The following is a 24,366-nucleotide window of genomic DNA, read 5'->3' as shown; positions in this document are numbered from 1 at the left end:
ACAGGTACCGCTTGATGGACACGACAGAGCTGACGGAAGCCCGCATCGAGGATGCGGACAACCTCTTGGTTGCGCCTTCGTCGTTGCAGGACGATGACGCGATCAGGGACTTCTTCGGGTCCGTCATCACGCCGGAGGAGCTTGCTTCCGGTTCGCCCGACCTCGCGCGGAAGACGGTCTACCTGTGCGGCGATGTATCCGGGGTCAGCGGACGCCAACTGCACGCGGCTGCGCGAGTGTTCGTCATCCGGGAGCTGTCGCACGGATACCGCGAGGACGTCGACCCGTCCTGGACCCTCGTCGACCTCGGCCGAGTTCCCCTCCGCGTGTACGGCGTCGGCGTGTACTACCGCCGCTTCTTCGGACTCGGCTCCGATCTCTTCGAACGGATCCGTGCGGAGCACGCGTTCCAGTCCCTGACGGAGTCCACCAAGCCCGGCACAGCCCATCGCAGCGGAATCTATCTGACGCCCGTCACGCGAAGCGGTGACGACCTGCATTTCCGTCTGCTCCGGTGCTCCACGAATCTCTCGGGGCCGACCGAGGGCTTTCGCCCGACCGACACGTACATCGTGGAGAGTCTGAACCGTGAGGCCGCCTCCGCCTTCCGGGACCACGCACCGCTCAATCACGTGCTCGCGCAGATCTACCACAACACCCTTGCCACGGCCGAGCGCAAGCAGTCCAAGGCCAAGATCTCGGCCCATGCCGACAAGACCAAGGACATGCCCGCCAACGGCATCATGGCCTTCTGCACCTTCTATGACGGGCTCGACAAGCTGAAGCCTCTACCCGAAGACGCCTTCGACTACGGCGTGAAGGGTGCCAGCGGGCTGACCAGACTCCACTTCCGCCTCAAGGATCCGACCGCCGCACGCGACGGGGTCGCGCTCCCCTCGCAGTTCACCCTGACTCTCCATCCGGGCTCCGTGTTCCTCATGCCGTTGTCCACCAACCGCCTGTACACACACGAGATCCGGCCCTCGTCCTTGGACGCCGAGTCGCTCCCGACCCGCCTGGGCTACGTGGTGCGCTGCTCGAACGCCGAAGCCGTCCACAAGAACGGCCACACGTTTCTCGACGTGGCCGGAGACCTGGTGAAGCTGGAGCCGGCCACACAGGAAGGCATGGACGAGCTGCGAAAGCTGTACGCCGAGGAGAACAGAACCTCGTCCTTCATCGACTACGGCGACGAATTTCTTTTCAGCATGAACACGGGAGACTACCTTGCCCCCCGAACCTAGGATCTCGGACGAGATCCTCCGGTGCGCTCTGCCGATCGACGGCAATCCCTTTGCGGAGCTGTCCGCTTCGACTCTCTGGGAAGCCACGGGAAAAGGCCGGCGAGGCGCCGTGCTGGCCAGGATCGACGAGGCGGGTGGGGTGCCCCTCGTACGGACGACCACGCGATACGGCAGCCCGCCGCAGCGGTTCCGGGCCGTGCACGAACGGCTGGCACGACGGATTCAAGAACGTGCGGGACTACCGGTCGGCTTCAACAACGCTCTCATCGAGAGCTACACGAACGCCTACACCACCATGGGCAGCCATTCCGACCAAGCCCTCGACCTGGCCGACGGGTCGCACATCGCCGTCTTCTCCTGCTACCGACACCCCGAAGCGAGCCCGCCGAGGAAACTGATCTTCGAAGCGAAGGGGACCGACGGCGAGAAGTTCGAGATCCCCCTCGCCCACAACGGTGTCGTCGCGTTCTCCGTCGACTCGAATCGGCGACTCAAGCACAAAATCGTCCTGGACACGCCCGACCGGACGACGGACAACGAATGGCTGGGCGTGACCTTCCGAACGTCGAAGACCCTCGTTCGGTACAGCGACGGAGACGCCTACCTTCCGGAGGGCACGCGCCTCATGTCGGCCGACGACGAACAGAGGCACGAGTTCTACCGGCTGCGGCGCCGCGAGAACAACGAAACGGATTTCACCTACCCCCCGTTGACGTACACCATCAGCGAGAGCGATCTGATGCCGCCCGTCTGACCACCTCATAGGTCACGCTGAAACGCGCCGCGGATCACGGACAGTTGCGAGCGCGCTCAGCGGCGGACGCGGGGCATGCCCAGGCCGATCCAGGAGATGATCTCGCGCTGGATCTCGTTGTTGCCGCCGCCGAAGGTGAAGATGACGGCCGAGCGGTAGCCGCGCTCCAGTTCGCCGTGGAGGACCGCGCCCGCCGAGCCCTCCTTGAGGGCGCCCGCCGAGCCGACGACCTCCATGAGGGCCGCGTACGCGTCGCGGCGGGCCTCGGAGCCGTAGACCTTGACGGCGGAGGCGTCCTGGGGGGTGAGGGTGCCGTGCTGGACGGCGTTGACCATCTGCCAGTTGAGGAGCTTCATCGCGTCGAGCCGGGCGTGGGTGCGGGCGAGGGTGCGGCGGACCCACGGGAGGTCCAGGACGCGTCGGCCGTCGGTGAGCCGTGTGTCGGCGGCCCAGCGCTGTACGTCGTGGAGGGCGCGGATCGCCATGGTCCCGTGGGCCGCGAGCGTCACGCGCTCGTGGTTGAGCTGGTTCGTGATGAGGCGCCAGCCCTTGTTCTCCTCGCCGACGCGGCGCGACGCCGGGACGCGGATGTTGTCGTAGTAGCTCGCGGTCGTGTCGTGCGAGGCGAGGGTGTTGATGATCGTGCAGGAGTAGCCCGGGTCGCTCGTCGGGACCAGGAGCATGGTGATGCCCTTGTGGGGCGGGGCGTCGGGATCGGTGCGGACGGCGAGCCAGACCCAGTCGGCGGTGTCGCCGTTCGTCGTCCAGATCTTCTGGCCGTTGACGACGTACGTGTCCCCCTCCCGTACCGCGCGCGTCTTCAGCGCGGCCAGGTCGGTGCCCGCGTCCGGCTCGCTGTAGCCGATGGCGAAGTCGATCTCGCCGGAGAGGATCCGGGGCAGGAAGTACGCCTTCTGCTCGTCGGTGCCGTACCGCATGATCGTCGGCCCGACGGTGTTCAGGGCCATGAGCGGCAGGGGTACGCCGGCCTGGGCGGCCTCGTCGAAGAAGATGAACTGTTCCATCGGGGAGAGTCCGCGGCCCCCGTACTCGGCGGGCCAGCCCACCCCGAGCCAGCGGTCCGCACCGAGCCTGCGCACGGTCTCCCGGTAGAACCGCTTCTGTGCGGCCGGGTCCGCGTACCGGGTGTGGAAGTCGTCCGGGACGAGCTCGGAGAAGTACGCACGCAGCTCGGCGCGCAGGCTGTTCTGGGCGGGCGTGTACTCGAGGTGCATGCGGGGCCTCCCGTGGCGGCGCGCCCTACGGCGTCCTGTGGCGTCCTCGGTGCGATGCGTCGTGCGTTGCGTCGCGCGTTGCGTCGTGCGTTGCGACGCGCGACGCGTCGCCGTGCGTCGTGCGACGGCGGCCACGGTAGAACGTGTTTCACAAATGTGGAAGGCCACGGCCCCGGTTCGGGCGAGCCGATCCGGGGCCGAGGGGACGGGAGAGACGAACGGGCAGTGGCGCCCTAGGGCAGGAGCTCGTCCATGGAGGCGCGCCCCTTCTCCGCCATTCGGCGTTCGGCCCAGGCGAGGCTCTTCGGATTCACGTCACGGCCGGAGGCGAGGACCAGGTCCTCCGCCGTGAACTCGCCCTCCGAACCGGCGTGGAGCAGCCGGTCGGGCGTCGGACGATCCCCCATGGACGTCTTGTCGGGCTCAGCGTTCATGCCGCCTCCTACGTGTTCTTCCGGCACTCGCCATTCTCGTGTCCGGCCGACGCGAGCGCATCCGGGGCGGCGGCCCGCCCACCCGTGTCGGACGGGTGTCGGTGGCGTGTCGGCGGGGCCCAAGAGGGTGGGTGAGCCCGTCCTCCGGGCCCCGTCGGCGAGCCCATCGACCCCAGGAGTCAGCGATGTCCCAGCCCCCTGCCCTCCCCCTGCGGCGCCTACGCGTGACCGCCGTCCGCCGGATCACCCCGCGTACGCTCCGCGTCACCCTCGGCGGCCCCTCCCTGGCCGGGTTCACGCTCGCCGGCCCCGACCAGCAGGTCAAGCTGTTCTTCCCCCGGACGCACGGCACGGAGCCCGTCCTGCCCGCCGTCGGGGCGGACGGTGACGTGATGCGGTGGTACGCGGCCTACGCGGCGATCCCGGAGGCGGAGAGGCCCTGGATGCGGAGCTACACCGTCCGGGCGCACGCCCCGGTGGCGGAGACGGTCGACATCGACTTCCACCTGCACGGGGAGGGCGGTCCGGCGGGCGACGAGGGCCCGGCGACCCGGTGGGCCCGGGGTGCGCGCCCCGGTGACCCGCTGGGCGTGTTCGGGCCGTCCGCCGCGTTCGCGATGCCTTTCGATCCCGGCGTGGGCGACTGGACGCTCCTGTACGCCGACGCCTGTGCGGTGCCCGCCCTCGCCACGGTCGTCGCCGCGCTCCCGGCGGGCCGGCGGGCCCTCGCGTACGTCCAGGTCGACGACCCGGCGGACGTACAGCCACTGGAGACGCCCGGGGACCTCACCGTGCAGCTGCTGCCCCACGGCGTGTCGCCGGCCGATGCCGTCCGCGCCGGGACGCTGCCGCCCGGCAGCCCCTCCGCGTGGCTCGCGGGCGAGGCCTCGGCGGTACGCGGGCTGCGCCGGCACCTCGTGGCGGAGCGCGGTGTCGACCGCGGCGCCGTCCACTTCACCGGCTACTGGCGCCGGCGCCTCTCGCAGGACGACGCCCCGACCCCCGAGGACCTCGCGGAGGCCCGGGAGCGCCTGGCGGCCGGCTGAGCGGGCCATGGAGCGTGAGCGTGACCTTCAGGCGTCGGAACCTGTCTCCTTCGGCCGCCGGACGAGGGCCGTGGCGGTGTCGAGGGCGAGCTTCGTGCCCTCCTCGTAGTGGCGGGTGTACGCCTCGGGGGTGAGGCGCGTGCGGAGCGCCTGCTCGGCGCGGGTGCGGATCGCGGTCTCCGTCTGGGGGGCGAAGGGGCGGAAGCCGCCTCCGGTCGGTGGGCCGATGTGGGTGTCGTACGCGCCGAGGAGCGCGGCTCCGGTCTCGGCGTCGCCCGGGGCGCCCCGGCCGGCGCGGGCCCAGGCGGCCGTCGCGAACTGGGCGACGACGAGGTAGGGCGCGACCAGGTGGGCGAGGGTCTCCAGGTCGACGACGGCACGGGCCAGGCGGTCCAGGGCCCGTTCGTGGGCGCCGTCCAGGCAGTCGAGCCAGGCCCACATCCCGCCGGCCAGGCCCCAGAAGAGCGACGGGGTGTGCTCGCCGAACTCCTCCTCCAGTCGGGTGAGCTGCGCGCGGGCCAGGGCCGTGCGCCCGGTGTGGCCGTAGTGCTGGGCGAGGAGCATGCGGCCGGTGCCGGCGGCCTCGGTCCCCCACTCGCCCGCCTCGTCGGCGGCTTCGGCCAGGAGCCGTTCGGCCGCCTCGTTCCCCTCCGGGCGGAGCCGGAGGCGTACGGCGGCGAGGCGCGCCGTGAAGAGCGGCACCTGGGAGCGGGCGCCGACGAGGGCGGCGGTGTGGGCGGCCCGCTCGAAGTCGGCGGCGGCCTCGGAGAGCCGGCCGGCACGCTCGTAGGCCTCGCCCCGCGCCGAGAGGGACTCCGCGATGCCCCAGGCGTCCTCGGCGGCCTCGAAGAGGGCGAGTGCCTCGTCGGCGTCCTCGGGGCCGTGGCCGAGGAGCTTTCCCCTCATGAGGAGGGCGAAGCCGAGATCCCAGCCGGTCCCGTGGTCACGGCAGGCCTCGACGGTCAGCGTCAGCGCTTCGTCGAGGCCGGTGAGCTCTCCCGTCATCAGACGGGCGAAGAACCACATCGCCCCCGGCTGGCGGCAGGTCTGCGGGAGGCCGGGGCGGTACGCGGCGACGAGGGCGGTGAGGCGGGCGCGCGTCTCGGGCCGTTCGAGGGAGGTGGCGCCGTGGCCGCCCTCGGTCGCGAGCGCGTAGAGCCGGCCTCCACGGCGGGCCTCACGGAGCCGCTCGCCGGTCCACGGCGGCGGCACGTCGACGCAGCGGCCCTCGAAGGGCTCGGCGGGGCGGACGGGTTCCTGGAAGGGGTCGGGTCCGAGCAGGGCGGCCGTCGCCGCCCACGTCCGGGCGTCGGTCTGGTGGTTCCGCAGCTGCCAGAACCAGCTCAGGGAGTGGACGAGGCAGAGCGCCTCCTGCTCGTCGCCGATGGCCACGGCGGTCCGCAGGGCGGCCCGCAGATTGCCGTGCTCGCGCTCCAGCCGGGAGAAGGCGGCGACCTGTCCCGGGCCGCGGAGCTCGGGGTCGGTACGGCGGGCCAGCTCGCGGTAGTACGTGAGGTGGCGCCGCTCCGTCGCGGCCCGCTCCCCCGCCTCGTCAAGACGCTCATCCGCGTACTCCGCCACCGTCTCCAGGAGCCGGAACCGCGTCCCTTCCCCGTCGGGACCGGGTCCCGCGACGACGAGCGACTTGTCGACAAGATCACCCAGGACGTCCAGAACATCCGGGACCCCCAGCGCGCCCGGCCCCGCGCCGTCCTCGGCGCAGACCGTCTCCGCCGCCGCCAGGTCGCACCCGCCCGTGAACACCGCAAGCCGCCGCAGCACCGCCCGCTCCGACCCGTCGAGCAGCTCCCACGACCAGTCCACCACCGCCCGCAGCGTCTGCTGACGCGGCAACACCGTCCGCGCCCCCGACGTCAGCAGCCGGAAACGGTCGTCCAGCCGGTCCGCGATCTGCCGCACCGACAGCATCCGCAGCCGCGCCGCCGCCAGCTCGATCGCCAGCGGCAACCCGTCGAGGCGGCGGCACACCTCCTCGGCGGCCCCCGCGTCGTCCGCGACCCGGAAACCCGGCCGCGCCGCCGCGCCCCGCTCGCCGAGCAGCCGCAGCGCCATCTCCACCGGCAAGGGCCCCAACGGGCTCAGCGCCTCCCCCGGCACCCCCAACGGCTCGCGGCTCGTCGCCAGGACCGTGACGCCGGGGCACCGGGTGAGGAGGGTCTCCGCGAGCTCCGCCGCGGCGGCGATGACGTGCTCGCAGTTGTCGAGGACGAGGAGCATCCGGCGCCCGGAGCAGTACTCGACCAGGTGGGCGAGCGCCCCCTTCGGCCCGGCGGCCTCGGCGACGGCCGGACCGTTCCAGAGCTGGGTCTCCCGGGCCCCCAGCGCGCTGAGGACGGCCGCCGCGACCGAGGACTCCTCCCGTACGGAGGCGAGTTCGGCGACGTAGACCGGTCCGCCGTCGAAGGTCTCGGCCGCCTCCAGGGCGAGCCGGGTCTTGCCGACGCCGCCCGGTCCCGTGAGCGTGACGAGCCGCCGGTCGGCCCACCCCGCGGCGAGTGCGCCGAGCTCACCGTCCCGGCCGATGAACGAGGTCAGCCGGGCGGGCAGGCGCACGCCCCGGTCCGAAGGGAGGCCGGGCGCGGGGCCGTGTGCGGGCGCGGTCGGGGTGGCGCCGAGGAGCTCGGCGTGGAGGGCGCGCAGTTCGGGTCCCGGGTCCGTCCCCAGCCGGTCGGCCAGTCCTGCGCGTACCTCCTCGTACGCCGCGAGGGCCTCGGCGGGCCGTCCGGCGGCCCGCAGGGCCCGGATCCGCAGGGCCTGGACGGGCTCGTCGAGCGGATGCCCGGCCGCGAGGGCCGCGAGCGGCGCGAGGACGTCCGGGGCCCGCCCCAGGGCCAGATCGGCGGCGTACCGGTCGCGGCGCGCCCGCGCGTGCCGCTGTTCGAGCCGTACGACGAGGGGGTCGGCATCCCGGCCGGGCAGGTCCGCGAGGGCGGGGCCGCGCCACAGGCCGAGCGCCTCGTCGAGGAGCGCGGCGGCCCGTGCGGCGTCGCCGTCGGCGAGGGCGGCGGAGCCTTCGGCGGCGAGCCGTTCGAAGCGGTGCAGGTCGACGGCGTCCGGTTCGACGGACAGGCGGTAGCCGCCGGGTGTGGAGACGACGGCCTCGTGCCCGACGGCCCGGCGCAGACGGCCCACCAGGGCCTGGAGCGCGGCGGTCCGGTCCAGAAAGGCGGCCGGGTCGTCGTCGGCCCACACCTGGGCGATCAGCGCGCCGGCGCTCATCGCCCGCCCGGCTCCCGCCCCACCCGTATCGCCGGCCCCGCCCGGGGTGTCCGCGGCGCCGGCGGCGAGCGCGGTCAGCAGTGCCCGGAGCCTGGCACCGTTCAGCGTGGCCTCCGTCCCGTCGTCGGAACGGAGCGCCTGACAGGGACCGAGAACACGGTAGGACGGCTGCACCGGCCCATTCTGCCCCGCCGCCGACGGGCCCCCGGCGCCCGGACCTTCGAGGCGAACTTGCGCCACGCCGTGTCACCGCCATGGCGTCCACGGGGTACGGGTTCGACAATGGGGGGGATGACCGATGACGACCGGCGTACGCGCAGTGGCGAGATCGGGCCCGCCGAGCGGCTCGCCATGAACCGGACCGGCAGCTTCGACTGGGATCTCGACACGGGCACGATCGATGTCGACGAGTCCGGGCTGCTGGTCTTCGGGCTGTCCCAGGACACCTACGACGGACGCCCGGCGACGCTGGTCGGGCGCCTGGCGCCCGAGGAGCGGACCCGGCTCGAGGGCATCGTCCGGGAGGCGGTGAAGGGCGGCTCGGTGTCGTACAACGCGCACTTCCCGATCCCGCAGGCCGAGGGCGCACCCCATTGGACGCACGTGCAGGCACGGATCCTGCGCAAGCCGGACGGCCGGGCCCAGCGGATCGTCGGAGTCGTGCGGGACACGACCGCCGAGGTCTCGCACACCGCTTTCGTGCTGGAGCTGGAGAAGCGGCGCGAGGTGCAGACGAGCATCGTCGAGCGGACGACGAACGCGCTGTCGCGCGCGGTGACGGTGGACGACGTGACCGCCGCCCTGACCGGTCCGGGCGGGCTCGCCCGGCTCGGCGCCGAGGGTCTCGCGCTCGGGCTCGTCGAGAACGGTTCGCTCAACGTGATCGCGCTCAGCGGCGAGTCCCTCGACGCCCTGAACGACTTCCGCACCCGGCGGCTCGACCGGGGGCTTCCACTGGCCGAGGCGGTGCTCAGCGGCCGGCCGCGGTTCGTCTCCTCGTTCCAGTCGCTCGGGCGGGACTTCCCCGAGCTGGCGCCGTACCTGTCGCGGCTCCAGTTCCGGTCCGCCTGCTACCTGCCCCTGGTGGCGCAGGCCCGTTCGCTGGGCGGCATGGCGCTGTTCTACCGGGGCCGTTCGGCCTTCAACCCCGACGAGCGGAACCTCGCGCTCGGTCTCGCGGCGATCGTCGCGCAGTCGCTCCAGCGGGCGATCCTCTTCGACGAGGAGCGGGAACTCGCGACGGGGCTCCAGGCGACGATGCTGCCGCGCCGGATCCCGGAGATCACCGGCGGCGAGATCGCCGTGCGCTACCACGCGGCGTGGAGCGGACGGCAGGTCGGCGGCGACTGGTACGACGTGATCTCGCTGCCCCGCGGCCGGGTCGGCATCGTCGTCGGCGACGTGCAGGGCCACGACACACACGCCGCCGCCATCATGGGGCAGTTGCGGATCGCGCTGCGGGCGTACGCGGGTGAGGGCCACGCCCCGTCGACGGTCCTCGCCCGGGCCTCGCGCTTCCTCGCGGAACTGGACACCAACCGCTTCGCGACCTGCACCTACGCGCAGGTCGACCTGGCGAGCGGCACCCTGCGCGCCGTACGGGCCGGGCACCTCGGTCCGCTGATCCGGCACACCGACGGCCGCGTCGGACAGCCCAACCTGCGCGGCGGGCTGCCACTGGGGCTCGCGACCGTCTTCGGCGACGAGGAGTTCCCGGAGACGCGGCTCGACCTGGTGCCCGGGGAGACGCTCGTGCTCTGCACGGACGGGCTCGTGGAACAGCCGGACAGCGACATCGAAACGGGCCTGGCAGCGCTCTCCGAGGCCATCGGCAGCGGTCCGCCGCAGGCGGAGGCGCTCGCCGACCACCTCTCGGAGCGGCTGTGGGAGCGGTGGGGTTCCGGCGACGACGTCGCGCTCCTCGTCCTGCGGCGCAGCCCCGACCCCGGTACGCCCCGGGCGCCGCGGATCCACCAGTACATCCACCAGGCCGACCCGCAGGGGCTCTCGGACGCGCGGGCGGCCGTGGGTGAGGCGCTGCGCGACTGGGGTCTGCCGGAACTGGCCGACGACGCCGAGCTGTTGACGGGCGAGCTGCTCGTCAACGTCCTGCTGCACACCGAGGGCGGCGCGGTCCTCACCCTGGAGGTGCTGCCGGAGCCGGTGCGGCGGGTACGGCTCTCGGTGCAGGACCGGTCGAGCGCCTGGCCCCGGCGGCGTACCCCTGGCGAGGCCGCCACGTCGGGGCGGGGACTGCTCCTGCTCGACGCGCTCGCCTCCCGGTGGGGGGTCGAGCCGCGCGGCGAGGGCAAGGCGGTGTGGTGCGAGATCGAGCCGGCTCCGCTCGCCGCGGGCGCCGGCCCGGGCGGTGGGTGAGGAGGACGCCGTGGATCCCGTGGCCGCGCTGAACCGGATCGCGTTCCTGCTGGAGCGTGCCCAGGCGCCCGGCTATCGGGCCCGGGCGTTCCGTACGGCGGGAGCCGCGGTCGACGCCCTGCCGGCGGGCGAGGCGGCAGCGCGCGCGACGGCGGGCACCCTGGAGTCGGTGAAGGGGCTCGGGCCCAAGACGGCGGCGGTGGTGCGCGAGGCGCTGGAGGGTCGGGTGCCGGAGTACCTGGCGCGGCTCGAAGCGGAGCTGGAGGAGAGCCTGCTTTCCCCGGCTTCGGTCGACGGCGCCGGTGCGGCTCTGCGGGAGGCGCTGCGCGGCGACTGCCACCTGCACTCCGACTGGTCCGACGGCGGCGCGACGATCGAGTCCATGGGCCGGACGGCGGCGGGCCTGGGGCACGAGTGGGCGGTGCTGACGGATCACTCGCCGAGGCTCACGGTCGCACGGGGCCTTTCGCCGGAGCGGCTGCGGGAGCAACTGGACGTGGTGGCACGGCTGAACGAGGAGTGGGCGCCCTTCCGGCTGCTCACCGGCATCGAGTGCGACATCCTCGACGACGGCTCGCTCGACCAGGAGCCTGAGCTGCTCGAACGGCTCGACGTGGTGGTCGCCTCGGTGCACTCGAAGCTGCGGATGGACGCGCGGGCGATGACCCGCCGTCTGGAGCGGGCCGTCCGCGACCCCTTCGTGGACGTCCTCGGCCATTGCACGGGACGGCTCGTGGCGGGCGGCCGGCTGCGGCCCGCCTCGGAGTTCGACGCGGAGCGGGTCTTCGCGGCCTGCGCCGAGGCGGGGACGGCGGTGGAGGTCAACAGCCGCCCGGAGCGTCTCGATCCCCCGCGCGAGCTGCTGCGCCTCGCCGTCGACGCGGGGGCGTACGTCGCCATCGACACGGACGCCCACGCGCCGGGTCAGCTGGAGTGGCAGATCCTCGGCTGCGCACGGGCCGAGGAGTGCGGCGTACCGGAGGACCGGGTGATCAACACGTGGCCGGCGGAACGGCTTCTGGAGTGGACGCGGGCGTGACCCCGCGCGCCGGCGGTCGGTTCAGCCGCACTGCCGGCCTTCCGATCCGGTGCACGTCCGAACCGCTCAGGCGCGCTGCCAGACCGTGGTCGCGTTGCAGAACTCGCGGATGCCGTGGCCGGACAGTTCGCGGCCGTAGCCGGAGCGCTTGATCCCGCCGAAGGGGAGCGCCGGGTGGGAGGCCGTCATGCCGTTGACGAACACGCCACCGGCCTCCAGGTCGCGGACGAAGAAGGCGATGTCCTCCTCCTTGCGGGTCCAGACGTTCGAACTGAGGCCGAAGGGCGAGTCGTTGGCGACGGTCACGGCCTCCTCGATGTCCCGCACGGGGTAGACGGTGGCGACGGGACCGAACGTCTCCTCCTGGTGGATCCGCATCGCGGGCGTGATCCCCGTGAGGACGGTCGGCCGGTAGTACCAGCCGCGCCGCAGCCCCTCGCCCTCCGGGCGGCCGCCGCCGCACAGGACGGTCGCGCCCCGGCGGACGGCGTCGTCGACGAGCTCCTCCAGGTCGGCGCGGCCCTGCTCGGTGGCGAGGGGGCCGACGTCGGTGGACTCGTCGAGGGGGTCGCCGACGGTGAGGGCGTTCATGGCGGCGGTGAAGCGTTCGGCGAAGTCGTCGTAGACGTCGTGGTGGACGATGAACCGCTTGGCGGCGATGCAGGACTGCCCGTTGTTCTGCACGCGCGCGGTGACGGCGGTCTTCACCGCCCGCACGATGTCGGCGGAGGGCATGACGATGTACGGGTCGCTGCCGCCCAGCTCCAGGACGGTCTTCTTGACCTCGTCGCCCGCGACGGCGGCGACGGCCCGGCCCGCGTTCTCGCTGCCGGTGAGGGTGGCGGCGACGACCCGGGGGTCCCGGAGGACGGCCTCGACGTCGCGGGAGCCGATGAGGAGCGTCTGGAAGCAGCCGTCCGGATATCCGGCGCGGCGGAACAGGTCGCCGAGGTAGAGGGCGGTCCTCGGCACGTTGGAGGCGTGCTTGAGGAGGCCGGTGTTGCCCGCCATGAGGGCGGGCGCGGCGAAGCGGATCACCTGCCAGAGCGGGAAGTTCCACGGCATGACGGCGAGCACGGGCCCGAGGGGCCGGTAGTGGACGCGGGCCAGGTCCGCGCCGGAGTCCTGGACGTCGCTCTCGGCCGGATGCTCGTCGGCGAGCAGCCGTTCGGCGTTGTGGGCGTACCAGCGCATGGCCTTGGCGCACTTGGCGGCCTCCGCGCGCGAGGCGGCGATCGGCTTGCCCATCTCGACCGTCATGGTCCGGGCGATGTCGTCGCCGTCCTCGTCGAGGAGGGTGGCGGCGGCCCGCATCAGACGGGCGCGCTCGGCGAAGGGCGTGGTGCGGTACTGGCGGAACGCCTCGTGCGCGGCGGCGATGCGCCGTTCGACCTCCTCGGGCCCGTGGGCCTCGTAGGTGCGCAGCGTCTCGCCCGTCGCGGGGTTCACCGTGGCGATGCCCATGACGTCTCTCCTCCTGCCATCGGCCCCCACCGGCAACCTCCCGCGCCGGGCGCGGCGGCGCAACCGGGGCGAGGCGGTGGGGTGGCATCTCACGGGTCGCGGGCGGGTCCCCGCACCCTCATCCGGTGAGCCACGCCAGCGCGCCGGAGAGGTGCGCGCGGAAGGCCGGATCGTCGTACGCCTCCGAGGAGTGCCCGAGCGCGGTGAAGAAGACGCGCCCCCGGTCGACCTCCCGGCACCACACCAGGGGATGGTCGTCGCCGAGCGTGCCGCCGCTGTACGAGGTCTCGTCGGCCCGCGCCAGGACCCGTACACCCGCCCCGCGCGGGTTGGCCGTGAAGTTGTACCACTCGTCGGTCCAGGCCCAGCGGCCCGGGAGCGGCGCCGTCGCCGGATGGTCCGGGTCCTCGACGAGCACGGTGCCGGGCTGGATCTCCGGATGACCGTCGAAGCGGGTGCCGAGGAGTTCTCCGTAGAAGGGCCAGTCCGGCTCGGCGTTGGCCGCGGCGTGGACGACGAGGAGCGCGCCGCCGCCCCGGAGGTACGTCTCGAAGGCGGTGCGACCCTCGGGCGTCAGGACGGTGCCGGTGGTGGAGAGCAGCACGACGGCGGTGCATCGGGCGAGCCGCTCGGGGGTGAAGGCCTCCGGGTCCTCGGTGACCTCGGTCTCCCACCGCTGCTCGTGGGCGATCCCGGCGAGGGCGGCGGCGCCGGCGGGAATCGAGTCGTGGCGGTACCCGGCGGTGCGGGTGTAGATCAGCACGTCGACGGTGGCCACGCGGTGGACTCCCTGCGCTCGAACAGAAAGCGCTTTCTGCGCTCTCCACCCCGACCGTAGCCAGCTCAATCCGCTCGCCGCAAGCCCCGTCGCTCGTGCAGACTGCCGCGATGTCGCCCCTCCACGATCACGCACGTCGAGCGCTCGCCCATGTCGCCGGCCGCTCCACGGGCGATCCGCTCGACCCGGCCCTGCGGGTCACGCTCAACTTCCACCCGCACTTCCTCGACCGGCTCGCCGACGACGGGGTCTACCGCTCCCAGTTCACCACCGGCACGAGCAACGGCGGCCTGACCGCCCGGCCCGGCGGCGACCGGTGGCGCTGGGAGAGCCGGATCTTCGGCGGGGCGTACGACGCGGCCCCCGCGCACACGCGGCCGGTGTACGGGGCTCTGGACTTCCGCAACCGCCCCTTCGGCGCCGCTCCCCGCTTCGGCTCCGCCCATCTGCGGCTGACGGCGTCGGCCGTGGAACGGTCGACCTTCTGCTATCCGGACAGCTTCCTGGAGCCCACGGACTTCGGCGTCGCCTCCCGGATGCGGCTGGTCGCCCTCGCCGAGGCCGACGGGAGGGATCCGCTCGACGACTACGTCGAGGCGCAGATCCACGGGCCCGTCGTGATCGGACGCGATGTGGAGGCACTGGTCCTGGACCCGAGCCACCGGGGTACGGAGGTCGAGGCGGCGGCCGGGCTCCTGCCGTGCGCCGTCGAGTGGCACGGCGGGTTCCGGCTGTCCGTCGAGGAGCTGCGACGCCATCCCGGGTTCCGGGGGCAGGAGTACGTCGAGCTGGGCGCCCGGCTCGCCGTCGACGGGGTCCTGGACCCGCGGATCGTGCAGGAGGCGGCCGGTTCCGGGGACCACGACCCCCAGGACGTGAAGAAGGTGTGGCACTACCTGGCCCGCTTCGGGGCGCCGACCGCCTGAGCGGGTCCGCCGATCCGTTGTCGTATCGGATACATCTCTGTATCTTTTGGCGCGCCGTGCCCCACCCCCTCACCGAGGAGCCGTCATGAGCACCGTGCCGCCCGCGCTCGCCGCCGCCGTCGGGCCGCTGCCCGACGGGGTCGTCCTGCCCCTGCCGCCCACCTTCGACACCGTCGAGGAGGAGCGCCGCCACCGGAAGGAACAGCTCGCCGCCGGCTTCCGGATCTTCGGCCGGTTCGGGTTCTCCGAGGGGGTCGCCGGGCACATCACCGTCCGCGACCCCGGCGACCCGAACGCCTTCTGGGTCAACCCCTTCGGGATGAGCTTCAGCCAGATCAAGGCCTCCGACCTGATCCTGGTCGACCACGAGGGGACCGTCCTCGAAGGGCGCAGGCCCGTGAACCGGGCCGCGTTCGTCATCCACTCGCGCGTCCACGCCGCCCGGCCCGACGCCGTCGCCGCCGCGCACTCGCACTCCCTGCACGGCAAGGCGTTCTCCAGCCTGGGCATCCCGCTGGACCCGATCACCCAGGACGCGTGCGCCTTCTTCGAGGACCACGGGATCTACGACGACTACCGGGGCGTGGTGAACGAGACCGAGGAGGGCGAGCGGGTCGCGAAGGCCCTGGGCGAGCACAAGGCCGTCATCCTCAAGAACCACGGACTCCTCACGGTCGGCCACTCCGTCGCCGAGGCCGTGTGGTGGTTCGTGACCATGGAGCGGTCCTGTCAGGCGCAGCTCCTCGCGATGGCTGCGGGCACTCCGCAGCTGATCGACCGGGAGACGGCGCTTCTCACCCGTGGCCAGGTGGGCGGCCACCTCGCGGGCTGGTTCCAGGCGCGCCCCCTGTGGGATCAGATCACCGCGTCGGACCCGGACCTGTTCGGGTGATCTCCGGGGGCGGGGAGTTCCCGGGTCGACACCTCCAGGAGCGGCGCGAGGAACTCGCGCTCCAGGCTGCCGGGCGGCAGGGCCGCCGGTTCGACGTAGCTCTGCGCGAGTCCGCCCTCGCGCAGGGCGACGATCAGCCGGGCGAACCGGTCCGCGTCCACGGTCAGTTCACGCCCCGCCCGGCGCAGGACGAGGGTGAGGCCGCGGGCGATCTCGGCGCGCAGCCGCTCGTCGTGGCGCGCGAGCACCCAGGCGGCCTGCCGGTCGCGGATGGCGTGCAGCGTGAACTCCGTGGTGACCAGGTACCAGTCCCGCTCGTCCGGCTCGATCCGGGCGGCGAGCTCGGCCAGCCGCTGCAGCGTGTACTCCTCGGCGGTCAGCGCGTCGATCGCGTCGGCGAGCCGTCGTACGGTCCGGTCGCTGTGCTCGTCGAAGAGTGCGAGGAAGAGCTCTTCCTTGCTGGCGAAGTTCGAGTAGTACGCGCCCCGGGTGTAGCCCGCGCGCTCACAGACCTGCTCGATCGTCGTCGCGTGGAAACCGTGCTCGGCGAAGGCCTCCAGGGCTGCTTTCAGTAGCGCCGCGCGCGTGCGGGGCCGTCGCCTGGTGACACCTTTCGGCACGGGTGGGTCTCCTTCGTCGGGCCGCGTCCGGCGGCGGAAGCGCCCACCCTACCGGCGCCCTCATCCCGGGCAGGGATCAGCGCCGACGGTTAGGATTCACGCATGGGAGAGCGACCCGTCGCGCCCGTCGCGCCCGCCCTGGTCCTCGAGATCGACGGGGACGCGACCCTCATGAACCCGAGCCGCGTCTATCGCATCGGGCGCGACCCCACCAGCGACATCGTGCTCTCGGACGCCCGGGCGTCCTGGCACCAGGCTCTGCTCCGCGCCGTCGGCGGCCACTGGGAGCTGACGGACGAGGGCAGTACGAACGGCACCTTCACGAACGGGCTGCGGGTGGCCGGGGCACGTGAGGTCGGCCCCGGGACGGTCGTACGGTTCGGGCATCCGGAGGACGGCCCGCGCGCCGTGCTCTCGACCGCCCCCCGGGCCCGCCCGTCGGCACCTCCGCCGCCCGAGCCTCCGCGGCCGGAACCTCCGGTCCCGCCCTTGCCACTCCCCGAGCCGCCTGCCCTGACGCAGCCGGTCCTGGAGCCCCCTGTCGCCGAGCCGCCCGCCCCCGCACCCTCGATCCACGAACCGCCGGCGCCCACGCCCCCGCCCCCCGTGCCCTCCGCACCCCGAGCGTCCGCCCCCGCACCGGCGGCCGTCCCCGCACGGCCCGTCCCGGAGTCCCCCGCCGCCGCGGCGCTCCGCCCGCCCTCCGTCTCGTACCCCGCCGCCACCGGCACCTTCCGGGCACCGACGTCCGTGCGGCCGCTGCCTGCCCACAGCATCCGGATCGGCCGGGCACCCGACAACGACGTCGTCGTCGCCGACCTCGTCGTCTCCCGCCGGCACGCCGAACTGCGCGCCCGGCCCGACGGCACGTACTGGATCCACGACCTCGGCAGTCACAACGGCACCTTCCTCAACGGCCGCCGCGTCGACGACGCGCGCGTGACGGCGGACGACATCGTCGGCATCGGTCACTGCGCGTTCTGCCTGATCGGCGGGCAGCTCGTCGAGTTCACCGACGACGGCGAGATCTCCCTCGACGTCCAGGAGCTGGCCGTCACCGTCGACCACGGCCGCAAGACCCTCCTCGACGAGGTGTCCTTCCCCGTGGGCGAGAAGAGCCTGCTCGCGGTCGTCGGACCGTCCGGCGCCGGGAAGTCGACGCTCCTGAACGCGCTGACCGGCCAGCGGCCCGCCGACCGGGGCGCGGTGCTCTACGACGGCCGTGACCTGTACCGGGACTACGCCGAGCTGCGCCAGCGCATCGGGCTCGTCCCGCAGGACGACATCCTGCACCTCCAGCTCACCGTCCGCCGGGCCCTCGGCTACGCCGCCGAGCTGCGCTTCCCCGAGGACACCGCGCCCGCCGAGCGGCGGGCCCGGGTCGACGAGGTGATCCGGGAGCTCGGTCTCACGGAGCGGGCGGAGCAGCCGATCCACAGCCTCTCCGGCGGCCAGCGCAAGCGGGTGAGCGTCGCCCTCGAACTGCTCACCAAGCCCTCGCTGCTCTTCCTCGACGAGCCGACGTCCGGCCTCGACCCGGGGATGGACCGGTCCGTGATGCACATGCTGCGCGGACTCGCCGACGACGGGCGCACGGTCGTCGTCGTGACGCACAGCGTGCTCAGCCTGGACGTCTGCGACCGGCTCCTCGTTCTCGCCCCCGGCGGCCGGGTGGCGTACTACGGGCCGCCCGCCGACACCCTCGACTTCTTCGGCTACACGCAGTGGCCGGAGGCCTTCGAGGCCTTCGAGAACGACCGGGACCGCGACTGGGCCGGGCAGTACCGGGCCTCCCGCTTCCACCGCCGGTACGTCGCGGACGCGACGGCCCGACCGTTCCTGCCCGCCGGTGAAGCCGGCGCGGCCGGGGCGGGCGGAGTCCCGGCCGGGCAGGCCGGGCGGGGCGTCCCGGAGCTCGGTGCGCCGCCGAAGGCGCAGAGCTGGGGCTCCCAGCTGCGGACCCTGGTCCGGCGGTACGCCACCGCGCTCGCCGCCGACCGCACCTTCCTCGTGATCATGATCGCGCTGCCGTTCGTGATGGGCGCGATGGCCCGTGCCCTGTCCGAGGGCCGGTTCAACCCGGAGTCGACTCTGAACGTCCTGCTCATCCTCTGTGTGGGCGGGGTCCTCACAGGCGCGGCGAACGCCGTGCGCGAGCTGGTCAAGGAGCGCTCGATCTACCGGCGCGAGAGAGCCGTCGGCCTGTCCCGCTCGGCGTACCTCGCCTCGAAGGTGGTGGTCCTCGGCCTGATCACGGTCGTCCAGGCGGTGGTCCTGACTCTGGTGGCCCTGGTCGGCGTCCCGCTGAACGTGCCCGGCGGCAAGGGCGTCCTGCTGCCGCCGCTCGTCGAGATCACACTCGCCGTCGCACTCCTCTCCTTCACCGCGATGATGCTCGGCCTCCTCGTGTCGGCCGTGGTCCGCAAGGAGGAGGTGACGATGCCGCTGCTCGTCCTCCTCGCCATCGTGCAGGTGGTGTTCTGCGGCGCGCTCCTCACGGTGCGCGGTACGCCCGGCCTGGAGCAGCTGGCCTGGCTGGTGCCCTCGCGCTGGGCGTTCGCGGCGATGGGCGCGACGATCGACATCGGGACGGTCGCGCCGAGCGACAAGACGGACGATCCACTGATGCACCACACCGTGGAGGCCTGGCTGTTCGACATGGGCATGCTGGTCGTCATCTGTCTCGCCCTCGGCGTCGTCGTGGCGCGGTTGCTCCGCCGCCATGAGCCCGTCGTGATGCGCAGGTAGGGAGAGAGAAACGTGAGCTTCCCCGTACCCGAAGGTGTGCCGGACTTCCGGCCCACCCATGTCGTGCCCCGCGCCGGTCTCCCCGCCTGGGAGGCCCCGGATCCGGGGCTGCCGACGGTGTCGCTCGACGCGTTCCTGCCGGTGCGGCTCGAGGAGCGGGCCGGGGACTGGGGGCGGGTGCTGTGCTCGAACGGCTGGTCGGCGTGGGTCGACGCGCGGCTGCTCGTCACGGTGCCGGACGATCCTCCGGCGGCGGGCCGGCCGCTCACGAGGACGGCCGATCCGCGCCCGCTGCTCGCCCGCGCCGAGGACTCGCTGGGCCGGTACCGGCGGGCGGCCGAGGCGCTGGGCGCGGGCCGTCTGGACGGCGAGGCCTTCCGGCTGCGGACCCGTGGCCTGCGGGTGGGGATGGTCGTCGACGGCGAGTCGGTGTGGCTGTACGACGCGGAGCACGAGCGCTGGGTGTTCTGCGACGGGCTCGGACTCAGTACGTACGTGGCGTCCGCGGCGCCGTCCGCCGCCGCACCGGCCCCCGACTCGGCCGCGCCCCGGTCGGGCGAGGTCCCGGACTCCGCCGGGCCCGCCGGCGACCGGGCGGCGGGGCCCCCGGCGCACGAGCCGACGCAGGTGGTGCCCCAGGTCGACCCGGTGGTGGCGGCCGGGCCGCCACCGACGCAGTTCGTGGAGCGGCCGCCCGGGTCGGCGGGTGAGGACTGATGGCCGGCGGCGAGCGGGACCCGGACCTTCCGGCGGACCGACCGGCGAGCCTTCCGGCGGGCCGCCCCTCGGGGCTCATCGGCAAGGAGATCGCGGGCTACCTCCTGGAGAGCGAGATCGGACGCGGCGGCATGGCCGTCGTGTACCGGGCGCGGGACCTGCGCCTGGACCGGACGGTGGCCCTGAAGCTCCTCGCGCCCGAGCTGGCCCGCAACGACACCTTCCGCAAACGCTTCGCACACGAGTCGCGGGTCGCCGCCTCCATCGACCACCCCCACATCGTGCCGGTCTTCGACGCCGGTGAGACGGAGGGGATCCTGTACATCGCGATGCGGTACGTGGCCGGGCAGGACCTGGTGGCGCTGCTCAGCCGCGAGGGGCCGCTGCCGCCCGCGACGGCGGGGCGGATCGCCGCCCAGGTGGCCTCCGCCCTGGACGCGGCGCACGCGCACGACCTGGTGCACCGGGACGTGAAGCCCGGCAACATCCTGGTCGCCGAGGGCACCGACCGCGACCACCCCGAGCACGTCTACCTCACGGACTTCGGGCTGACGAAGAAGTCGCTGTCGCTGACCGGGTTCACGACGGTGGGCGAGTTCGTCGGCACCCTGGACTACGTGGCACCGGAGCAGATCTCCGGCAAGCCGGTCGACGGCCGCTGCGACGTCTACAGCCTCGCGTGCGTGGTGTTCGAGACGCTGGTCGGCGCGCCGCCCTTCCACCGCGAGACGGACTGGGCGGTGCTGTGGGCACAGCAGTACGATCCGCCGCCGCCGCTCTCCGAGGTGCGCCCGGGCCTGCCGGAGGCGGCGGACGCGGTCTTCGCCAGGGCGCTGTCGAAGAGCCCCGAGGAGCGGTACGGGACGTGTCTGGAGTTCGTCGCGGCGCTGCGGTCGGCGCTGGCGGAGCCGGGTACGGGAACGGGCACGGGTGGCGAGGTGCTGACGACGGGCACCCGCCCACCGGGACCGCCGCCGGCGCCGCCGGCCTGGGCGCGGCCGGTCTTCCGGGAACTCTGATTCGGCTTCGGGCTACTTGGCTTCTTCGGGCTACTTCTTGTCGGTCGGCTCGGCTTCGACCTCACCCTTGCGGTGGACCCGTGAGGCGAGGAGGCCTCCGAGAAGGCCGAAGACCAGGCCCCAGAGGAGGGCGAAGCCGACGATCTTCCAGACGTCCGGGCGCAGCACGACCTCGCCGCCCAGCGCTTCGAGTTCGCCGATGCCGAGGATCGAGAGACCGAACCGGGCCTCGACCAGGGTGAGGGGGGCGACGACCAGCATCGTCAGGGCGAAGGCGACGCCCAGGTGCAGGGAGTGCTGCCAGAGCCGTGTCCTGGCCGGGGAGCGAACCGCCGCCGCGAAGGCCGCGGCGAGCACGAGGACGGCGGCGATGGGCAGCAGCCACCAGGCCCTCCCGTCCTCCGCGGCGAGCGAGGAGAGGTCGACGGTGGACAGTTGCGTGCTGTCGCCGTCCTCGCGGAGGACGGCGTCGAGGATCTGCGGCATGGGGAGGCCGAAGGGGCCCTCGACCCTGCCCTCCCAGGAGCCGCCGATGCCCACGCCGAGCGCGAGCCAGGACACGTTGGGCAGGCCGAGCAGGAGGACGGCGAGGGTCTCCACGGCGTGGCCCTTGGTCACCGCGACGACGATCCCGATGACCAGGCCCACGGCCACGTACGCGAGGAGCAGCATGAGCATCGCGTGGGCAGCGGGCCGGACGGGCTCGTGGTAGCGGACGAGGCGGGGCGGCAGCGGGGTCCTGCGGGAGACCAGGAGGGCGACGGCGAGCACGCCGAGGATCCACAGGAGCCCGTAGAAGAGGGTGGGGCCGACGTCCGTGCGGAAGCCGACGGTGGGATCGGCGGCGTCCATGAGTTCCCCGAAGACTTCCCCGAGCGGGTCGTCGCCGGTCCCCGAGGTGTCTCCGCCGATCGTGAGCGGGAAGTCGTGCCGCGCGAGGGCGGAGAGGCCCGCGAGGGCGGCCAGCCAGAGGACGACGGTGCCGAAGGCGCGGAGCAGGAGTTCGCGGGCGTCCGCGACCGCGTGGTGGCGCAGGGGACGCAGGAAGCAGTAGCCGGTGACGAGTGCGCCCACCAAGGTGACGGTGAGGGGCATCGCGGTCAGTTCGGCCTGGGCTCCCGCCAGGGATCCGGCGTCGCCGGAGAGCTCGACCTTGCCGCCCACCGCCATGACGACGACCGCGGCGAGGACGGCGGTGAAGCCGCCCGGCAGATCGGCCGCGCCCGCGGCCCAGAGGCCGAGACCTGCGAAGACGCCCATGGCCACGTACCCGGCGAACACCGCCGCCAGGACCTGGACACCGACGCGTACGAAGAGCCCGGTCGAGGTCGCGGGGCTCGTTGAGGTGGAGAGCCGACTGCTCACGCTGTCCACGCTAGTACCGGTGTCGGCCGCCCGCTTGTGGACGGGGTTTCCCACCGCTCGGGGTGGGCCTCCCTCCGCTTGCGGGTGGGCGGCGCTTCGCGCACACAATAGGCCGGAAACGGAAGAAAGGGATGATAGTGAATTCCTACCCGCCGCCAGACCCTCCGTCCGGCCCTCCGTCGGTCCCCCCGTCGGGCCCGCCCTCCGGTCCTCTCGCGGGGCCGGGCAGCAGCTCGGGGGGCGCCGGAACCCCACCGCCTCCCGGACCGCCCTCGGGCGGCGCCTACGGCGGCGGCTCGTCCGGCGGAGGTTCACCCGGAGGCGGTGCGCCCGGAGGCGGTACGCCCGGCGATGACGGCGGCAAGGGCGGCGGCCCGTGGTGGCGCTCCGTCCCGAAGGTCGCGTCGATCACCGCCGTCATCGTGGCGGGCGTGGCCCTCGCCGTCGTCCTGACCAACCAGTCCGACGACGGCGGCGACACGAGCGCCTCCGGCGGAGGCGAGGTCTTCGCCCAGAACGCCGGCTCGTCCGGCCCCGACCCGTTCACCCAGTCGACGTCCCGCCCCAGCGGCGCTTCCGCCTCGCCGGCCTCGCTGCCACCCCGTACCGCCTCGGCCGAGACCGGCACGCCGAAGTACTCGGGCTCCACGCCCGGCCTCTACGGCGGGACGCAGTCGGTCGCGAGCTGCGACGTCGAGCAGCAGGTGCGCTACCTCTCCGCCGAACCCGCGAAGAACGCGGCCTTCGCCTCGGTCCTCGGGATCGAGAAGAACGAGGTTCCCTCCTATCTCCGCTCCCTGACCCCGCTTCAGCTGCGCGCCGACACCCGTGTGACGAACCACGGCTACAAGAACGGCGCCGTCACCACGTACCAGGCGACGCTCCAGAGCGGGACCGCGGTCCTGGTCGACAACCGGGGCGTTCCGCGCGTGCGCTGCGCGTGCGGCAATCCGCTGACCGAACCGGTCGCGCAGAAGGCACCGCGGACGACGGGCACACCGTGGCAGGGGTACAACCCCTCCCAGGTCGTCATCGTGGCCCCCTCTGTGACGGTCGTGAACGTCTTCGTCGTCTACGACTCCGATGACGACCAGTGGTTCGCGCGGAAGCACGGCGACACCGGCAAGCAGGACAAGCCCACCCCGCCGCCGCCTCCGCCGCCTTCGCACTCGACGTCCCCGCCCACATCGCCGTCCACCTCGACCTCCTCCCCGCCGGTCACCCCGTCCTCGCCGCTGGCCTGTGTGACGGTGACGGGTGACGAGACGCCGGAGCCGGTCGACGGTGTCACCCCGCCGCCGTGCCCCTCGTCGCTCTCGCCCGCTCCGTCGACGTCCGAGCCGTCCGACACGACGAGCCCGACGGACACGGGCCCGACCGAGGAGTCGCCGTCGACCGACCTACCCCCGTCGGAGCAGCCCCCGAGCGTCGAGTCCGCGCCCGTCACGGACGACACCTCGGCGGCGACGAGCCAGTCGGCGGTCTCCCCCGCCTCTCCGGTGTCCCCGCAGAGCCAGTCCCAGGGCCAGCCGCAGTCGCAGTCCCAGTCGCAGCCGGATTCGCCTTCCGTTCCGGCGCCGGCCTCGGACTCGCCCTCCGTACCGACACCCGGTCCGGAGACGGCGGTCTTCGTCTGACGCCGCCCGATCCGGGCGTCACGCGCCCGCCGACCCGCCCGTCGCGATACGTGACGGGCGGGTCGGCGTACCGGCGAGCACGGGAGGGACGCGCGCGTTCCTGCGCAGGACGCGGGCCTCGCCCGGGCGCAGCACCGGCCCCGGCACGGTCAGCACCGGGCAGTCCGCGTGGTCCTGGACCGCGCGCAGGACCCGGCGCCGGCGCAGCCGTGCGAGGACGCCCCGGCGCCTCGCGGCCCCGACGACCAGGAGGTCACCGGGACGGTCGGCCGCCGCGCGGAGGGCCGCCGCCGGGGCGTCCCTGACGATCCGCCGCTCCACAGGGCCTAGGTCCGCGGGAGCCGCCCCGAGGGCGTCGGCGAAGGCACTCCGCAACCGGTCCCGGGCGTCCTCCCCCCACAGGCGCGCCCACTCCCGGTCGGGCCTGCGGGCGTACAGCCCCTCTCCCTCCGGCGGCTCCCAGGCCAGCACCGCGAGGAGCGGCACGGACTCGCGGCGGGCGAGGGCGGTCGCGTACCGCAGGGCCGCGAGCGAGGCGAGCGATCCGCTCACGCCGACGACGACCCGCCGCACGGTCCCCTCGGCCAGGGCCTCGGCAGCGGCCGGGTCGACGGCTGCCCGGTCGACGGCGTCCGGGTGCGACGCGTCGCTCACGACGAGCCGCCGCGTATCGCCGCGCGCAGGCCACGGAGCCAGGCTCCGATCGCCAGGGGCCGGGTCGCGCGCTCCTCGGCGCGCTGTTGCCACATCCGCTCGTCGCGGTCGGTGAAGTGTCCGGACATCGGTCGTCTCCTTTCCCGTGGGGTGATGGCCCACCAGGCCACTGGACAGG

General features: G+C 73.4%; 19 protein-coding genes and 1 pseudogene. 11 read left to right on the top strand and 9 right to left on the bottom strand.

What is annotated here, in order from left to right; all coding sequences use genetic code 11:
• Nucleotides 1–14: 14 nt before the first annotated feature.
• Together SGA01_RS00395 and SGA01_RS00390 are read left to right on the top strand one after the other, a co-directional pair.
• Nucleotides 15–1,244, top strand: a complete 1,230-nt coding sequence (locus SGA01_RS00395) for a hypothetical protein (protein WP_141292298.1) — start codon at nucleotides 15–17, stop codon at nucleotides 1,242–1,244.
• Entirely contained in the window at nucleotides 1,228–1,998 is a 771-nt protein-coding gene (locus tag SGA01_RS00390; protein WP_141292297.1) for a hypothetical protein, read from the top strand. Before SGA01_RS00395 ends, SGA01_RS00390 begins: the two co-directional genes overlap by 17 nt.
• Before the next feature lie 56 nt (nucleotides 1,999–2,054).
• Here the strand turns inward: SGA01_RS00390 and SGA01_RS00385 are convergent, their stop codons facing one another.
• Together SGA01_RS00385 and SGA01_RS00380 are read right to left on the bottom strand one after the other, a co-directional pair.
• Nucleotides 2,055–3,233, bottom strand: a complete 1,179-nt coding sequence (locus tag SGA01_RS00385; protein ID WP_141292296.1) for an acyl-CoA dehydrogenase family protein — start codon at nucleotides 3,231–3,233, stop codon at nucleotides 2,055–2,057.
• A gap of 233 nt (nucleotides 3,234–3,466) precedes the next feature.
• Complete coding sequence (locus SGA01_RS00380) at nucleotides 3,467–3,667, bottom strand: hypothetical protein (protein ID WP_141292295.1); 201 nt, start codon at nucleotides 3,665–3,667, stop codon at nucleotides 3,467–3,469.
• 185 nt (nucleotides 3,668–3,852) lie between these two features.
• On the opposite strand from SGA01_RS00380, the gene SGA01_RS00375 reads away from it, so the two are divergent.
• Nucleotides 3,853–4,713 carry a siderophore-interacting protein gene (locus SGA01_RS00375; RefSeq protein ID WP_141292294.1) on the top strand — a complete coding sequence of 287 codons (861 nt, stop codon included), beginning with the start codon at nucleotides 3,853–3,855 and terminating at the stop codon, nucleotides 4,711–4,713.
• A gap of 27 nt (nucleotides 4,714–4,740) precedes the next feature.
• Here the strand turns inward: SGA01_RS00375 and SGA01_RS00370 are convergent, their stop codons facing one another.
• The gene (locus SGA01_RS00370) at nucleotides 4,741–8,127 is read right to left on the bottom strand and encodes an ATP-binding protein (RefSeq protein WP_141292293.1); all 3,387 of its coding nucleotides are present in this window, start codon (nucleotides 8,125–8,127) and stop codon (nucleotides 4,741–4,743) included.
• A 117-nt stretch (nucleotides 8,128–8,244) separates the two neighbouring features.
• On the opposite strand from SGA01_RS00370, the gene SGA01_RS00365 reads away from it, so the two are divergent.
• Both SGA01_RS00365 and SGA01_RS00360 read left to right on the top strand, forming a co-directional pair.
• Nucleotides 8,245–10,329, top strand: a complete 2,085-nt coding sequence (locus SGA01_RS00365) for a SpoIIE family protein phosphatase (protein WP_141292292.1) — start codon at nucleotides 8,245–8,247, stop codon at nucleotides 10,327–10,329.
• Between the two features lie 10 nt (nucleotides 10,330–10,339).
• Nucleotides 10,340–11,368: a PHP domain-containing protein gene (locus tag SGA01_RS00360; RefSeq protein ID WP_141292291.1), complete on the top strand. Its 1,029-nt coding sequence runs from the start codon at nucleotides 10,340–10,342 to the stop codon at nucleotides 11,366–11,368.
• A 66-nt stretch (nucleotides 11,369–11,434) separates the two neighbouring features.
• Here SGA01_RS00360 and SGA01_RS00355 read toward each other — a convergent pair whose 3' ends face one another.
• Together SGA01_RS00355 and SGA01_RS00350 are read right to left on the bottom strand one after the other, a co-directional pair.
• A complete protein-coding gene (locus SGA01_RS00355) occupies nucleotides 11,435–12,832 on the bottom strand; it encodes an NADP-dependent succinic semialdehyde dehydrogenase (RefSeq protein ID WP_141292290.1) in 1,398 nt (465 codons plus the stop codon).
• 118 nt (nucleotides 12,833–12,950) lie between these two features.
• On the bottom strand, nucleotides 12,951–13,610 hold the full coding sequence (locus SGA01_RS00350) for a ThuA domain-containing protein (RefSeq protein ID WP_141292289.1): 660 nt from the start codon (nucleotides 13,608–13,610) through the stop codon (nucleotides 12,951–12,953).
• A gap of 110 nt (nucleotides 13,611–13,720) precedes the next feature.
• Here SGA01_RS00350 and SGA01_RS00345 point away from each other — a divergent pair, with 110 nt between their 5' ends.
• Together SGA01_RS00345 and SGA01_RS00340 are read left to right on the top strand one after the other, a co-directional pair.
• A complete protein-coding gene (locus SGA01_RS00345; protein WP_141292288.1) occupies nucleotides 13,721–14,536 on the top strand; it encodes a DUF3626 domain-containing protein in 816 nt (271 codons plus the stop codon).
• 85 nt (nucleotides 14,537–14,621) lie between these two features.
• Nucleotides 14,622–15,428, top strand: coding sequence for a class II aldolase/adducin family protein (locus SGA01_RS00340; RefSeq protein WP_141292287.1), 807 nt, complete (start codon nucleotides 14,622–14,624; stop codon nucleotides 15,426–15,428).
• Here the strand turns inward: SGA01_RS00340 and SGA01_RS00335 are convergent.
• Nucleotides 15,392–16,048, bottom strand: a complete 657-nt coding sequence (locus SGA01_RS00335) for a TetR/AcrR family transcriptional regulator (RefSeq protein WP_141292286.1) — start codon at nucleotides 16,046–16,048, stop codon at nucleotides 15,392–15,394. The genes SGA01_RS00340 and SGA01_RS00335 overlap by 37 nt on opposite strands.
• A 102-nt stretch (nucleotides 16,049–16,150) precedes the next feature.
• On the opposite strand from SGA01_RS00335, the gene SGA01_RS00330 reads away from it, so the two are divergent.
• The 3 genes from SGA01_RS00330 to SGA01_RS00320 are packed head-to-tail and all read left to right on the top strand — an operon-like array spanning nucleotide 16,151 to nucleotide 20,532.
• Nucleotides 16,151–18,796, top strand: a complete 2,646-nt coding sequence (locus SGA01_RS00330; protein ID WP_141292285.1) for an FHA domain-containing protein — start codon at nucleotides 16,151–16,153, stop codon at nucleotides 18,794–18,796.
• Nucleotides 18,797–18,808: 12 nt separating this feature from the next.
• Nucleotides 18,809–19,513, top strand: a complete 705-nt coding sequence (locus SGA01_RS00325; protein ID WP_141292284.1) for a hypothetical protein — start codon at nucleotides 18,809–18,811, stop codon at nucleotides 19,511–19,513.
• Complete coding sequence (locus SGA01_RS00320) at nucleotides 19,513–20,532, top strand: serine/threonine-protein kinase (RefSeq protein WP_141292283.1); 1,020 nt, start codon at nucleotides 19,513–19,515, stop codon at nucleotides 20,530–20,532. Before SGA01_RS00325 ends, SGA01_RS00320 begins: the two co-directional genes overlap by 1 nt.
• A 30-nt stretch (nucleotides 20,533–20,562) precedes the next feature.
• Here SGA01_RS00320 and SGA01_RS00315 read toward each other — a convergent pair whose 3' ends face one another.
• On the bottom strand, nucleotides 20,563–21,897 hold the full coding sequence (locus SGA01_RS00315; RefSeq protein WP_371865950.1) for a streptophobe family protein: 1,335 nt from the start codon (nucleotides 21,895–21,897) through the stop codon (nucleotides 20,563–20,565).
• 131 nt (nucleotides 21,898–22,028) lie between these two features.
• On the opposite strand from SGA01_RS00315, the pseudogene SGA01_RS40810 reads away from it, so the two are divergent.
• Nucleotides 22,029–23,402 (top strand): annotated as a pseudogene (locus SGA01_RS40810) (DUF6777 domain-containing protein); the annotation flags it as partial.
• 150 nt (nucleotides 23,403–23,552) lie between these two features.
• On the opposite strand, the gene SGA01_RS00305 reads toward SGA01_RS40810, so the two are convergent.
• The gene (locus tag SGA01_RS00305) at nucleotides 23,553–24,188 is read right to left on the bottom strand and encodes a universal stress protein (protein WP_167533961.1); all 636 of its coding nucleotides are present in this window, start codon (nucleotides 24,186–24,188) and stop codon (nucleotides 23,553–23,555) included.
• The gene (locus SGA01_RS41650) at nucleotides 24,185–24,316 is read right to left on the bottom strand and encodes a hypothetical protein (RefSeq protein ID WP_255325124.1); all 132 of its coding nucleotides are present in this window, start codon (nucleotides 24,314–24,316) and stop codon (nucleotides 24,185–24,187) included. Before SGA01_RS41650 ends, SGA01_RS00305 begins: the two co-directional genes overlap by 4 nt.
• Nucleotides 24,317–24,366 lie beyond the last annotated feature (50 nt).

The organism is Streptomyces gardneri (genome assembly GCF_006539185.1).
Lineage (GTDB): Bacteria > Actinomycetota > Actinomycetes > Streptomycetales > Streptomycetaceae > Streptomyces > Streptomyces gardneri.
Note: the sequence above shows the minus strand (reverse complement) of the source record. Positions and strands in the feature narration are given on the sequence as shown.